The 13,742-nt window shown below is 34.1% G+C and carries 12 protein-coding genes (1 of these 12 running past the window's edge); 4 read left to right on the top strand and 8 right to left on the bottom strand.

Going from position 1 to position 13,742, the window contains the following annotated elements:
• The 8 genes from MHH96_RS05705 to dnaA all read right to left on the bottom strand — a co-directional run.
• Positions 1 to 1,069: the 5' portion of an HD-GYP domain-containing protein gene (locus MHH96_RS05705; RefSeq protein ID WP_328283409.1), read on the bottom strand. The gene continues 11 nt to the left of window position 1, outside the view; 1,069 of the gene's 1,080 nt are visible here — the first part of the coding sequence; its start codon is at positions 1,067 to 1,069; its stop codon lies beyond the left edge, outside the window.
• Positions 1,070 to 1,246: 177 nt separating this feature from the next.
• The gene (gene gyrA / locus MHH96_RS05700) at positions 1,247 to 3,751 is read right to left on the bottom strand and encodes a DNA gyrase subunit A (protein WP_328283408.1); all 2,505 of its coding nucleotides are present in this window, start codon (positions 3,749 to 3,751) and stop codon (positions 1,247 to 1,249) included.
• A gap of 165 nt (positions 3,752 to 3,916) precedes the next feature.
• A complete protein-coding gene (gene gyrB, locus MHH96_RS05695) occupies positions 3,917 to 5,848 on the bottom strand; it encodes a DNA topoisomerase (ATP-hydrolyzing) subunit B (RefSeq protein WP_047944611.1) in 1,932 nt (643 codons plus the stop codon).
• Between the two features lie 60 nt (positions 5,849 to 5,908).
• Complete coding sequence (gene remB, locus MHH96_RS05690; protein WP_047944610.1) at positions 5,909 to 6,154, bottom strand: extracellular matrix regulator RemB; 246 nt, start codon at positions 6,152 to 6,154, stop codon at positions 5,909 to 5,911.
• A 15-nt stretch (positions 6,155 to 6,169) separates the two neighbouring features.
• A complete protein-coding gene (recF, locus tag MHH96_RS05685; RefSeq protein ID WP_061797267.1) occupies positions 6,170 to 7,288 on the bottom strand; it encodes a DNA replication/repair protein RecF in 1,119 nt (372 codons plus the stop codon).
• Positions 7,289 to 7,302: 14 nt separating this feature from the next.
• Positions 7,303 to 7,515 (bottom strand): S4 domain-containing protein YaaA, encoded by a 213-nt coding sequence (yaaA, locus tag MHH96_RS05680; protein ID WP_047944608.1) that lies wholly within the window; start codon positions 7,513 to 7,515, stop codon positions 7,303 to 7,305.
• 217 nt (positions 7,516 to 7,732) lie between these two features.
• On the bottom strand, positions 7,733 to 8,866 hold the full coding sequence (gene dnaN / locus MHH96_RS05675) for a DNA polymerase III subunit beta (RefSeq protein WP_047944607.1): 1,134 nt from the start codon (positions 8,864 to 8,866) through the stop codon (positions 7,733 to 7,735).
• 199 nt (positions 8,867 to 9,065) lie between these two features.
• On the bottom strand, positions 9,066 to 10,406 hold the full coding sequence (gene dnaA, locus MHH96_RS05670) for a chromosomal replication initiator protein DnaA (protein ID WP_047944606.1): 1,341 nt from the start codon (positions 10,404 to 10,406) through the stop codon (positions 9,066 to 9,068).
• Positions 10,407 to 11,426: 1,020 nt separating this feature from the next.
• Between dnaA and rpmH the strand changes: the two genes are divergently transcribed.
• The 4 genes from rpmH (at position 11,427) to jag (ending at position 13,587) form a co-directional block, all read left to right on the top strand.
• Positions 11,427 to 11,561, top strand: coding sequence for a 50S ribosomal protein L34 (gene rpmH / locus MHH96_RS05665; protein ID WP_016201470.1), 135 nt, complete (start codon positions 11,427 to 11,429; stop codon positions 11,559 to 11,561).
• A 178-nt stretch (positions 11,562 to 11,739) separates the two neighbouring features.
• Positions 11,740 to 12,087 carry a ribonuclease P protein component gene (rnpA, locus tag MHH96_RS05660; RefSeq protein WP_095321871.1) on the top strand — a complete coding sequence of 116 codons (348 nt, stop codon included), beginning with the start codon at positions 11,740 to 11,742 and terminating at the stop codon, positions 12,085 to 12,087.
• Between the two features lie 139 nt (positions 12,088 to 12,226).
• A complete protein-coding gene (spoIIIJ, locus tag MHH96_RS05655) occupies positions 12,227 to 12,961 on the top strand; it encodes a YidC family membrane integrase SpoIIIJ (RefSeq protein ID WP_369988879.1) in 735 nt (244 codons plus the stop codon).
• A complete protein-coding gene (gene jag, locus MHH96_RS05650) occupies positions 12,958 to 13,587 on the top strand; it encodes an RNA-binding cell elongation regulator Jag/EloR (protein WP_095321077.1) in 630 nt (209 codons plus the stop codon). Before spoIIIJ ends, jag begins: the two co-directional genes overlap by 4 nt.
• Positions 13,588 to 13,742 lie beyond the last annotated feature (155 nt).

Genomic DNA, 13,742 nt, shown 5'->3' with positions numbered 1-13,742 from the left:
AAATTTCCTCAATAAACAAATGTCTATTTTTTTCTAAATCAAGAATCCTTTCACTTTCCATTATTTTTACCAACGGTCTAGTGGAAGCATTCCCTTCCTTAAATAAAACCTCAGCTTTTTCGCCATTGGATAATCTAATTTTACTCCCAATTGTATATTGAGTAATAGCATTGCTTAATGCTTGTAATATTGTTAAATCAAATTTACCAAAGTGATCCTGCCGCATTTGTTCAATTACTCGAAAAGGAGATTGTTTCTTCCTATACAATCGTTCTGATGTCATAGCATGAAAAGTATCGGCTACTGCAATTATTTTAGCAAATGCATGTATCTTTGTATCTATATTTCCCATTGGATATCCACTTCCATCTATTCTTTCATGATGTTGGTAAATGGCAAGACGTGTCTCTTTCTTCAATAAACTATGCTCAGGAATCATTTCAAAACTATATCTTGTATGTTTTTTAATTTCATCAAACTCTTCCTCTGTTAAAGGCTCGGTTTTGTATAATAACCGTTGATCGATCTTAGCCATTCCTGCGTCACTTAAACAACCTGCTAATGCTACTTGAATCGTATCTCTGTAGCTATAATTCATTTTCCGAGCAATAAATGCGCTAATAATTGCAATTGCAATAGAATGCTGATGTATATATTCCTTTTTATTCGATAAGTGATAAAGAGAGAATATTTCTTTTGGCACACGTTCTGACTCTTCTAACAATGGTAAAATTATATTTCTGATATTGGCTATGTTTACAGGGAATCCTGACTGCCAAGAAATAAATTCTTTTTTGTATAATTGGACTGTATGTAAAAAAAGAGCTATAAAGCCACTTTCCACTTCTTTTCTCTCCACTTTATGAAAAGATGAATACGACTGAATAATTTGTGTACCATCTAATTGTGTATTTTCAATTGCTACTTCCTCTACTAAAAAAGCTTTTAATATCTTGATATGCTCCTCGGCTAAAACCGTTTTTGCGGTAATTATTGGTCTATTTGTTCGTATAAAAATGTCTTCTGCTAAAATACTGCCTGGCTTTAACTCTCTAACTTTAACAATCATGGAAACCACCCTTTAAAAAACGGACTTTTTTACTATTTTAATGTATTTTTTTTGAAATGTAACCCATTAATTTCATCCAATACTCCTAAAATCAGCTATATATTTAAAATATATGAATTAATCTCCATAAAAAAGAGATGCCTCTAGGTTTTCCCTTTAAGACATCTCTACACAATATTATTCGTTTGAATCCGCGTCATTCTCTGAAGATGCTTGTTGACCTTCTTCAGTCATTTCCACTTCTTCATCCTCTTTTTCTACCTTCGCAACAGTTGCAACAAATTCATTGTCACTTTCATTTAATTTAATCAGTCGGACACCTTGAGTGCTTCTACCCATTGTAGAGATATCACTTACTGCCATTCTGATTAAAACCCCGCCTGTTGTGATAATCATTACATCTTCTTCCCCGGTAACAACTTTCATCGATACAAGATTTCCATTTTTATCGGTGATGTTGCATGTCTTAATACCTTTTCCGCCTCTACCTTGAACTCTATATTCATCTATCGGTGTTCTTTTTCCGTAACCTTTTTTAGTTACAATCAGTATTTCCGAATTTTCTTCAAGAACTTCCATACCTACTACTTCATCCCCAGATGATAGAGTGATACCTTTTACGCCCGTTGCCGTTCTACCCATAGAACGTACATCTGTTTCTGGGAAACGAATAAGCAATCCGTTTTTCGTACCAATAATAATTTCCTTTGAACCATCTGTTAAACGTACAGAGATCAACTCATCACCTTCTCTTAAGTTAACAGCAATTAGTCCATTATTTCTTATATTGGCAAAAGATGATAACGGAGAGCGTTTAGATATTCCTTCTTTTGTAGTGAAGAATAAATACCAATCATCTACAAATTCTGAGACAGGAATAATTGCATTGACCCACTCATCCTTTTCCACACCTAAAAGGTTAATGATTGGAATACCTTTAGCAGTTCGGCTGAATTCTGGTATTTCATACCCTTTTAATCTGTATACTTTCCCTTTATTCGTAAAGAATAGAATAGTATCATGAGTAGATGTAGAGCTTAACTGTTCAACGAAGTCATCTTCATTCGTACCCATGCCCTGAATTCCTCTGCCTCCACGTCTTTGCGCTCGGTAAGTAGATGCTGGTAGTCTCTTAATATAACCATTATGAGTTAAGGTTATAATGATATTTTCTTCTGGAATCAAATCTTCATCTTCAATGTTTTCAATTCCACCAGCAATAATTTCCGTACGACGTGTATCATTAAATCGCTCTTTTACCTCTAAAAGCTCTTCGCGAATAATTTCTAAGATTTTTTCTTCATCCGCTAGAATAGCTTTTAATTCAGCAATTAGCTTAACTAATTCTTGATACTCATCTTCAATTTTTTCTCTTTCTAATCCAGTTAATCTTTGTAGACGCATGTCCAGAATAGCTTGAGCTTGTTTTTCCGAAAGATTAAAGTTCGTCATTAATCCTTCACGCGCTATATCTGTGGTTCGTGAACTTCGAATTAAGCTAATTACTTCATCTAAGTGATCTAAAGCAATACGCAGTCCTTCTAGTATATGAGCTCTAGCTTCAGCTTTTCTTAATTCAAATTCTGTTCTTCTGCGAATAATGACTTTTTGATGATCTAGATAATGAGCTAAACATTGTTTTAAGTTAAGTACCTTTGGCTGCCCATCAACCAATGCAAGAAGATTGATACCAAAGCTCGTCTGCATAGCCGTATGCTTATATAGATTATTTAATAAAACATTGGCATTTGCGTCTTTTCGCACTTCAATTACAATGCGCATTCCATTACGATCCGATTCATCTCGCAAATCAGTAATTCCATCAATTTTTTTATCGCGAACTAATTCAGCAATACGCTCTACTAGTCTTGCTTTATTGACTTGATAAGGAATTTCTTTGACAATAATAACTTCCTTACCACTAGGCTTCACTTCAATTTCCACTCGTGCTCTTAATATAATGGAACCTCTGCCAGTCTCATAGGCCTTTCTAATTCCGCTTCTACCAACAATCATTCCGTAAGTTGGAAAATCTGGTCCTGGGATAATTTCCATTAATTCAGGAATGGTAATATCAGCATTCTTACTTACAGCAAGGACTCCGTCTATTACTTCTCCTAATTGATGTGGAGGGATATTTGTAGCCATTCCGACCGCTATCCCACTTGTACCATTTACTAGTAAGTTAGGGAATCGAGAAGGTAATACTACTGGTTCCTTTTCTTCTCCGTCAAAGTTTGGCTTGTAATCAATTGTATCTTTATTAATATCACGTAATAGCTCCATTGCTATTTTCGACATTCTTGCTTCCGTATAACGCATCGCTGCAGCAGAGTCACCATCTACAGATCCAAAGTTACCATGCCCATCAACAAGCATATAGCGATAGTTAAAATCCTGAGCCATACGAACCATTGTTTCATAAACAGCACTATCACCATGTGGATGATACTTCCCGATAACTTCCCCAACAATACGGGCTGATTTCTTAAACGGCTTGTCAGAATGCATTCCAAGATCATGCATCGCATATAAAATACGTCGGTGTACTGGTTTTAATCCATCTCGTACATCTGGAAGAGCACGAGAAACAATAACGCTCATCGCGTAATCTAAAAAGGAATCACGCATTTCTTTACTTATATTTCTATCTTTAATTTGAGAATTTGGCATATCAGCCATTTAAAGGAACCTCCTTAAGAAACAATTAGACCAGCTTCTTCATGATAAAAAGTGTTTTAGAACAAGTATATCTAATCGAATTCCTTATGATTAATAGGAATAACTGACTTCTAAAGAAATACACAAGGTGCCAATCTAATCAGCACCAAATTTCTTTTCCTATCTTTAAACATCTAGGTTTTTAACGTAGGTCGCATTTTCTTCAATAAAGTTTCTGCGTGGCTCTACTTTATCACCCATTAGCATTTCAAATGTTTCATCTGCCTCAATGGCGTCATCTAAACTTACTTGTAAAAGTACGCGGTGTTCAGGATCCATCGTTGTATCCCATAACTGCTCTGCATTCATTTCTCCTAATCCTTTATAACGTTGTATATTCGGTTTAGGGTTGGCTGGTAATGTAGCTAGAACTTCTTGTAATTGTTTATCACTATATGCATATTCTAGCTTTTTCCCTTGTTTTATGCTGTATAGTGGCGGTTGTGCGATATAGATATAACCAGCTTCTACAATCTTTCTCATATAACGGTAGAAGAAGGTTAATAATAATGTTCGAATATGAGCACCATCAACATCGGCATCTGTCATAATAACAATTTTATGATATCTCGCTTTGGATATATCATAATCATCCCCAATTCCTGTTCCTATTGCAGTAATCATGGAACGAACCTCGTTGTTAGATAAAATCCGATCTAGTCTAGCTTTTTCAACATTAAGTATTTTACCTCTTAGCGGCAGAATTGCTTGGAAATGACGATCTCGACCTGATTTTGCAGAACCACCAGCAGAGTCTCCCTCTACTATGAATAGTTCACTAATTTTCGGGTCTCTTGAAGAACAATCCGCCAATTTTCCTGGTAAGCTTGAAACTTCGAGAGCACTTTTACGACGAGTTAATTCTCTTGCTTTTTTCGCAGCAATTCTTGCTCTTAAAGCCATTTGACCTTTGTCTACAATTTTACGAGCTACCGTAGGATTTTCTAAAAGGAATTTCTCAAGATGTTCAGAAAAAACAGTATCTGTAATGGTACGAACTTCTGAATTTCCTAGTTTGGTTTTTGTTTGTCCTTCAAACTGTGGATCTGGATGTTTAACAGAGACGATTGCAACAAGACCTTCTCTTACGTCTTCACCTGAAAGATTCGTATCTGATTCCTTTAATAAACTATTCTTTCTTGCATAATCATTAATTACACGGGTGAGGGCTGTCTTAAATCCGGATTCATGTGTTCCACCTTCATGTGTATTAATATTATTAGCAAATGAATGAATATTACCGGTATATCCGTCATTATACTGGAAAGAGATTTCAACTGTTATCCCGTCTTTTTCTCCTTCAATATAAATTGGTTCTTCAAAAAGGACCTCTTTATTACGGTTTAAATGTTCTACGTATGATTTAATACCACCTTCATAATGGTATTCTTTTCTTTTTTCCATGCCTTCACGTTTATCTTCAATCGTAATACGAATATCACGATTTAAGAAAGCAAGTTCTCTAACACGATTAGCTAATGTTTCATAATCATACTCTAATGTTTCCTTGAAAATTTCACCATCTGGCTTAAAGTGTGTAGTGGTTCCAGTAGTATCTGTTTCACCGATAATTTCTAAATCAGCAGCAGGAACCCCTTTTTGGTATTTTTGATAATAGATATTTCCATCCCGATGTACAAAAACCTCTAATTCTGTCGAAAGTGCGTTTACTACCGAAGCACCTACACCATGAAGTCCACCAGACACCTTATAACCGCCGCCGCCGAACTTTCCTCCGGCATGGAGAACTGTCATGATTACTTCTACAGCAGGTCTTCCCATTTTTTCCTGAATACCAACGGGAATACCACGACCATTATCTTTAACCGTAATACTATTATCTTGTTCGATAATAATATTTATCTCATTACAGAAACCAGCTAATGCTTCATCAATACTGTTATCGACAATTTCCCACACTAAGTGATGCAGACCTCGGCCACTTGTTGATCCGATATACATTCCTGGTCTTTTTCTTACAGCCTCTAGACCTTCTAAAACCTGTATCTGACTCTCATCATAAGATTGTTGTTCAACTGGATTCTGTTCCGTTGACATATCGATCACCTAACTTTCTATTGACATCAAAAAATTTTTTCATTTAATTTTGCATCATCATTAGTACTCTTGAATAGTTAACTGGACTATTCTTTTTTTTAACGTATTAGAAGCAATCGGCGAAAAATAGATAGTATCCTTCGTAATCACAATAGATTTATAAGTGGAACTTTTCCCATTGGTCATTGCTTTTTGCCGTTCTAGAAATTCCTTTGAGATAGGAGATGACTCAACTGTCTGTTTATCTAAAATAGTTAAAATTTCTGAAGTTCGCACAAGAATATTTTCTCCAATATGAACGTACACTTTTTCACCTCAAAGCTATTGAATCTTTTTAATCGTTCCGGATTCAACCTGAAAAGTAGCAGCTTCTTTTAATGTTTGATGGTCAATTCCATCAACATTGGTTGTTGTAACAAATGTTTGCACTTTCCCTTGAATGGTATTTAATAAATGAGATTGCCGGTAGTCATCTAATTCAGAAAGAACATCATCTAGCAGGAGTATCGGATACTCACGAATCTCAGAATAAATTAATTCAATTTCTGCCATCTTTATTGATAATGCAGTCGTTCTTTGCTGTCCTTGTGAACCAAAGGTTTGTACATCTCTACTGTTCACATAAAACATCATATCATCGCGATGAGGTCCGAATAATGTCATCCCTCGATCAATCTCTCGTTTTTTTAAATGCTGGAATTTTTCTTCGTATATACTCTTCATTTTCGACAAATCCTGGTCTTCTGATACATCAACGGAAGGTTTATAGCGAATTTCTAGCGTTTCCAACCCACGAGATATTCCTTTATGAATCGGAACGGCCCATTTTTCCAGCAGATGCAGAAATTCAAAACGCTTTGCGACAATTTTAACTGCCATATCTATAAATTGTTCGGTTAAAATTTCAAGCATTGTATGGTCTGTTTGTTTATTTGTTTGTAATTGTTTTAGGTAGGTATTTCGCTGGTGTAAAATTTTTTGATACTGGCTCATATCATGCAAATATACTGGTGATATTTGCCCTATTTCCATATCAATAAATCTTCTTCTAATTTGCGGGCTGCCTTTTACTAGATTTAAATCTTCAGGTGCGAACATAACTACGTTCATATTACCGATATATTGACTTAGTTTACGCTGCTCTATATGATTAAACTTGGCCTTTTTCCCTTTTTTAGCCACAACTAACTGCATGGGAATTTTCCCATGTGTCTTAACTAATCTACCTTCTATTTTAGCATATTCTTTGTCCCAACGAATAAGTTCTTTATCATTAGAAGTTCGGTGAGATTTAGCCATAGCTAGAACATAGATAGATTCCATCACATTGGTTTTTCCTTGTGCGTTTTCTCCTAAAATTACATTTACTTTATTTTCGAAAGAAATATCCAGTTCCTCATAATTCCGGTAATTTCTCAAAAGCAACTCATCAATATACATTTGGTTTCACCCTTTTATAAAACAGTGTACTTGCCAAATGAAGGAATATTTATTTCGTCACCACTTCTTAATTTTCTTCCTCTGCGCTGATCCTGTTCCCCATTCACAAATACCTCGTATTCTCCTAGGAACCATTTTGCCATTCCACCTGATTGTATTAACTCTGCTACTTTTAGAAATTGACCTAATGTAATATAATCCGTGTCAATTTTAATTTGATTATTCATCTTTTCACTCTCTCAACTTTAATCGTATCTTTCTATTCTACTAAATAATTTATTGATACACAAAGAAAAGTGTAATATTTCTATAAATAAGTCAGAAATAGTCGAAATGAGCTGACTAAAACACACTCACAGCTCACTCATTAATCATTTTGTATATTTATGCAATGCCTCTATAAAAAGAAAATTGGGTGTTCACTAAATAGAACACCCAAAAATTTTAATAGGTTCTAACCGGTAATATAAGCTGCAATGTAGAATCATCATTTGTTGGATGAATAACAAATGGTCGCATCGCTCCAGTAAAGCTGATTTTCACTTCTGATCCTTCAAGAACTTTCAACGCATCCATCATAAATTTAGCACTGAAAGAAATTTTTAATTCTTCCCCACTAACCGATTCGCTTACTAATTCCTCCATTACTTTTCCAATTTCCGGAGTAAAAGAAGAAATTTCTATCACATTATCACTCATAGTTGAAAATTTAACAACATTATTTCGACCTTCACGTGCGAGTAAGGAAGCACGATCAATGGATTGCAAAAATTCTTTAGAATTTACAACAATATCCGTCTTGCTCTCAGTAGGTATTAAGCGATTGGTGTCAGGATAATTCCCTTCTAACAAACGCGAGAAGAATAGAATATGTTTCGTTTTAAATAGAATCTGGTTTTCCGTAACAAAAATTTCAACAGGTTCATCATGATCATCTAGAATTCTATTCAATTCATTTAAGCTTTTTCCTGGAATAACAATATTAAATGATTGTTCTTCCTCTGTTTCTATTTTTGCTTTTCTTAAAGCTAGTCGATGACTATCTGTTGCAATACAGATTAAATCATTGTTTTCTATTTTCCAGTTTACACCTGTCAACACTGGACGTGTTTCTGAGGTGGACACCGCAAAAACAGTTTGTTTAATAATATTTTTTAGTAAATCTGTAGGAACTTTAATAGAATTTTGTTCCGAAATTTGTGGTAAATGCGGGTATTCTTCAGAATCTAGCCCATTTAAATTGAATTCTGATTTACCAGAACGAATGGTTGTTTGTAAATTATCAACCACAATTTCAACTTGGCTGGTAGGGAGTTTTTTTACAATTTCACTAAAAAACTTAGCTTGTAAAACAATAGAACCAGGTTGCTGGATATCAACTATTTCTTGATCTCCTTCTTCTTTAGGAATAAAAGATTCAATGGAAATATCAGAATCACTTCCAGTTAATGTTACTCCTTCTTCACTCGCAACAATTTTTATTCCAGTTAGAATTGGAATTGTTGTTCTACTAGTAATTGCTTTCATTACATCTTGAACACTTTGAACAAGATGGTCTTTTTGGATGATGAATTTCATTAATTAATCCTCCGATTTAAATAAATTTTGAATGTAAGTTCTAAATGCTTATTTTAATAATATATTTTTAAAAAAAATAGTAGTACAAGTAGTAGGCCTTGTTAGTATGTGGATAACTTTATTTAAGCAAGGAAACACAGTCTATCAACATGTGGATAGACTGTGTTTAAAGTAAGGAAAGTTATACACATTATTCTATCTAAACTTTTAAGAGTTCATTTATTTCTTTTAATTGTTTTTGAAGTAGAGAGTCCGTTAAAAGCAATTTTGATATTTTTTCATGGGCATGAATAACAGTTGTATGATCACGGCCGCCGAACTCTTCTCCGATTTTTGGTAAAGAGAAATCCGTTAATTCTCTCGATAAGTACATAGCAATTTGTCTTGGGAATGCAATGGATTTAGTTCGTTTTTTGGCTTTGAAATCTTCTAACTTGATATGAAAATGCTCTCCTACTACCTTTTGAATATCATGAATGGTTATTACACGCGGTTTAGAGCTTGGAACTATATCTTTTAATGCTTCAGCTGCTAAATCAGCATTTATATCTTTATTAATTAAAGAAGAATAAGCAACAACACGAATAAGTGCACCTTCTAGCTCACGAATATTAGAATCAATTTGATTTGCAATATAAAGCATTACTTCATTTGGGATGTCTAATCCATCTGCTTTCGCTTTTTTCCTTAAGATAGCAATCCGTGTTTCTAAGTCTGGCGGCGTAATATCTGTAATAAGTCCCCATTCAAAACGAGAACGCAGGCGATCCTCTAGTGTTGGAATTTCCTTTGGAGGACGGTCACTAGAGATAATAATTTGTTTGCTTTCTTCATGTAACGTGTTAAATGTATGGAAAAATTCTTCTTGTGTTGATTCTTTTCCAGCAAGAAATTGAATATCATCTATTAAAAGAACGTCAACATTTCGATATTTATCACGGAATTCAGCACCTTTATTATCACGGATACTATTAATAAATTCGTTTGTGAATTTCTCAGAAGATAAATAAACTACTTTAGCAGATGGATTATGATCAAGAACATAGTGACCAATTGCATGCATTAAGTGAGTTTTTCCAAGCCCAACTCCTCCATAAATAAATAGAGGGTTATATGCTTTTGCAGGTGCTTCGGCAACAGCAAGGGAAGCTGCATGAGCAAAGCGATTTCCAGATCCAATTACAAAAGTGTCGAACGTATATTTGGAATTTAAAATAGTTTGTTCCGTAACTTCTTCATCTTTTTTCTTTTGTTTGGTAGAAATTTGCTGATCAAATTCCTCTTCTTTTTGATTTTGAGGAATAATAAATTTTACAAGAAGTTCCTCTCCTGTAATTTCATAAAGTATTTCAGCAATCAGTTGAGAGTACCGTTCTTCTAACCAATCTCGGGCAAATTCATTAGGTGCTGTTACAACTAGAAGATCTCCTTGCAGGGAATTAGCCTTTGTAGGCTTAAGCCATGTATCAAAACTAGGTTTACTAATCTTTGTTTCGATTGTGCTTAAGGCATTATTCCAGAGATCCGTTATATTCTTCAAGTATCCTCGCCTCCTTTTCTCAGAGTTAATCTTGTTAGCGCTGTTCATCCCAGCAGATGATCTATCTTAAAACGTATAGAAAAAGATGATTTTCAATAGGAATGGTTAAAATTACTCAATTTGTCGTTCCTTAAAAAATATTAAAAACAAAAAAAGAGCTTTAAAGCCTTAAGATAAAATCGCTAAAAATACTTTTGCTAAAAAAGATAAGATCGATTGATGCGATAAGCAGCAATCGTAAAACAAGTGTAAATTTTTTTTGCAAAAGTCGATATTTTTTTCTTTGCTTCCTGTATTAAGTCGTCAAATTCCTGCAAAAGGAATTATCTAATCGTGACTTTGGACAAAAATCTTGCAGCAATATGGATATAAATAGACAAGATAACAGGAAAGTTGTCCTTTTCTAATGTGGAAAAATATATTATAAGGAAGATTAGTGGTATTTCGACAGTATCCACCATCTGTGGAAAACTCTGTTCAGTCACAAAGAATAAGATGTCCACAACTTATCCACAGATTGTGGATAATAGAGTTATGCACAGATTTTATTCAGATGTGAAAACAAAACTATAATAACAAAAATTTATAAGAACTGCAATGCTTTTTAATATCTTATCCACAAGTCAATTAGGTTGTTAGTAATAAATGTCCACAAGCTATTAGTTTGTTGAAAAGTTGTAAATAACTATTGTGGAAAAAATATTACCGTCGAAATTTATCCACAAACGTCGAAAGGATAGTTAAAAATGCTCAAAATTAGATAAAAGAGATTTTTGTTGAAATATCCAAATTGGTAAAAATTATTCGTTAAGAAATAGAAATGTTGGGAAGGATTATGAAGAAGAATAGAAAAATATGTGGTATACTATTGCAATGGCCTAAAAAAGATAGGAACATCACTAAATAAAGTGATCCATAAAATTAGATAAATAAAATGAATAGTTGACAATTAATTGCCTATGTTTATATAATTGTAAGGACTGTCTATAACAGCTATTCCTCAGGGAGGTGTCATATACAATGAAAAGAACTTATCAACCAAATAAACGTAAAAGAAGTAAAGTTCACGGATTCCGTAGCCGCATGAGCAGCTCAAATGGACGTAATGTCTTAGCGCGCCGTCGACGCAAAGGAAGAAAAGTATTATCAGCTTAGGCCACTGAAAAGTCAGTGGTCTTTTTTCAATTAAAAGGAGAAGGGAATGATCTTGCATAAAAGGACAGACCCTTCCTTTTTTTACAATAGATTGGTTTACTTCACGTTAAGATGCCTATCTAATTCTTTCTTTTATTGGGAAATTAGGTAAGTTGGAGGATTGAAGGAGTTATAAACGTTGAAAAAAGAATTTAGAATCAAGAAAAATAAAGAATTTCAGTCTGTTTTTAAAAAAGGGCAATCTTTTGCCAATCGACAGTTTGTTATTTATAAATTGAAAAAAGAAGAACAAGTGCATTTTCGTATTGGCTTATCTGTTAGTAAAAAAATTGGCAATGCCGTAAAAAGAAACCAGATAAAACGCTATGTAAGACAAGCATTTCTTGAATTAGATGACATGTTGGAAAACAAGTATGATTATGTCATAATTGTAAGAAAGCCTGTTTCTGATATGTCTTTTGAAGAAGTAAAAAAGAGTCTTATCCATATTTTGAAAATAGCAAAAGTTCTTTCAAAAAAGAATTAATGGGAAAATCCTATTAAAGCGTTTCCTACCGTTCGTTTATCGGTTACAATACTTATTAAGTAATATTCGAAAATCATGTTACAGGAGGATTTGCAGCTTGAATAAGAAATTTTTATTGATAGTTGGTCTACTTTTTTTAATGACCATTCTAACAGGGTGTACAGAGTTTAATCAACCAATAACTTCTGAAAGTGAAGGGATTTGGAATGAATACATTGTATATCCATTATCTCAATTGATTATTAAAACAGCAGCATTCGCTGGTGGTAGTTATGGTATCTCTATTATTATCGTAACTATTTTAGTTCGACTGGTTATTTTACCGCTTATGATTAAACAAACAAGAAACAGTAAGGCAATGCAGGCAATCCAGCCGCAGATGAAAGAGCTGCAGCAAAAATATAGCTCGAAAGACCAAAAGACACAACAAAAGCTTCAAGAAGAAACAATGAAGTTATTCCAAGAGAATAAAGTAAATCCATTAGCGGGATGCTTCCCTCTAATCGTACAAATGCCTATATTGATTGGATTTTATCATGCTATTTCTCGTACAAGAGAAATTGCTTCCCATGATTTCTTATGGTTCAGTTTAGGACAGCCTGATCCAATCTATTTATTACCGATAATAGCTGGTGTAACAACATTTATTCAAACAAAACTATCAATGGCAGGAGCACCGCCAAATCCGCAAATGCAAATGATGGTTTGGATTATGCCAGTGATGATTTTAGTATTTGCTATTAATTTCCCGGCAGCATTATCTCTTTACTGGGTAGTAGGGAATATCTTTACAATTGTTCAAACGTATTTTATCAAAGGTCCTGAAATTAAAACTGCTGGACAAACTAGCAAAGCAGGAGGAGCGAAGAAGTGAAAGAAGTTACTGCCGTAGGACAAACAGTCGACGCAGCAGTGGAGTCAGCTTTAGCTCAGCTTAAGACAACAAAGAATCAAGTTGAAATCATTGTTGTTGAGGAAGGAAAAAAGGGATTTTTTGGTTTTGGTTCTAGAACAGCAAAGGTAATCGTAAGGAAAAAAGTTAATCCAGTGGAAACGGTAGAGGAATTTCTCAAAGATGTTTGCGAAAAAATGGGCGTTCCTGTTAAGATTCAAATAAAACAAAATGGCAGAAATATATTGTATGAATTATCTGGTGAAAAAATTGCTCTATTAATCGGAAAAAGAGGGCAGACCCTTAATTCTATTCAATATCTAGCACAATTGGTCATTAATAGAGAATCGAAAGAATACTTAAAAGTATTATTAGATGCAGAAGGCTACCGTGAACGAAGAAAACAGGCATTAATTCAGTTAGCGGAGAGAATTGCCTATAAAGCGGTTAAAATAGGCAAAGAGATTCCGCTTGAACCGATGCCTGCTGATGAAAGAAAAACGATCCATACTGCTTTGGTATCTTTCAAAGGAATAAAAACTTATTCTTCGGGGGAAGATGCGAAAAGGCATATAATTATTGCGCCGATTAAGGTGAAAAACAGATAGAAAAAAGAGAATGTCTCTCAAGGAAGAGACATTCTCTTTTTTTTTGTCTTTAAAAGAGGTTAGTAGTTATTTCTAATTATGAATGATTCGTCTTTACAATTTAGTCATTTGATTTGGAGTCAGATTCATGCAAAAGCAGTTTATCGAGTAAAAAT

This window comes from Niallia sp. FSL K6-0212, assembly GCF_038007605.1.
Lineage (GTDB): Bacteria > Bacillota > Bacilli > Bacillales > Cytobacillaceae > Niallia > Niallia circulans.
This window is presented reverse-complemented; position numbering and strand designations above follow the sequence as displayed.

Coding starts and splice junctions, on each gene's coding strand:
- gyrA (WP_328283408.1), bottom strand. CDS start 3,751: ATGGCTGATATGCCAAATTCTCAAATTAAAGATAGAAATATAAGTAAA.
- gyrB (WP_047944611.1), bottom strand. CDS start 5,848: ATGTCAACGGAACAGAATCCAGTTGAACAACAATCTTATGATGAGAGT.
- recF (WP_061797267.1), bottom strand. CDS start 7,288: ATGTATATTGATGAGTTGCTTTTGAGAAATTACCGGAATTATGAGGAA.
- yaaA (WP_047944608.1), bottom strand. CDS start 7,515: ATGAATAATCAAATTAAAATTGACACGGATTATATTACATTAGGTCAA.
- dnaN (WP_047944607.1), bottom strand. CDS start 8,866: ATGAAATTCATCATCCAAAAAGACCATCTTGTTCAAAGTGTTCAAGAT.
- rpmH (WP_016201470.1), top strand. CDS start 11,427: ATGAAAAGAACTTATCAACCAAATAAACGTAAAAGAAGTAAAGTTCAC.
- spoIIIJ (WP_369988879.1), top strand. CDS start 12,227: ATGACCATTCTAACAGGGTGTACAGAGTTTAATCAACCAATAACTTCT.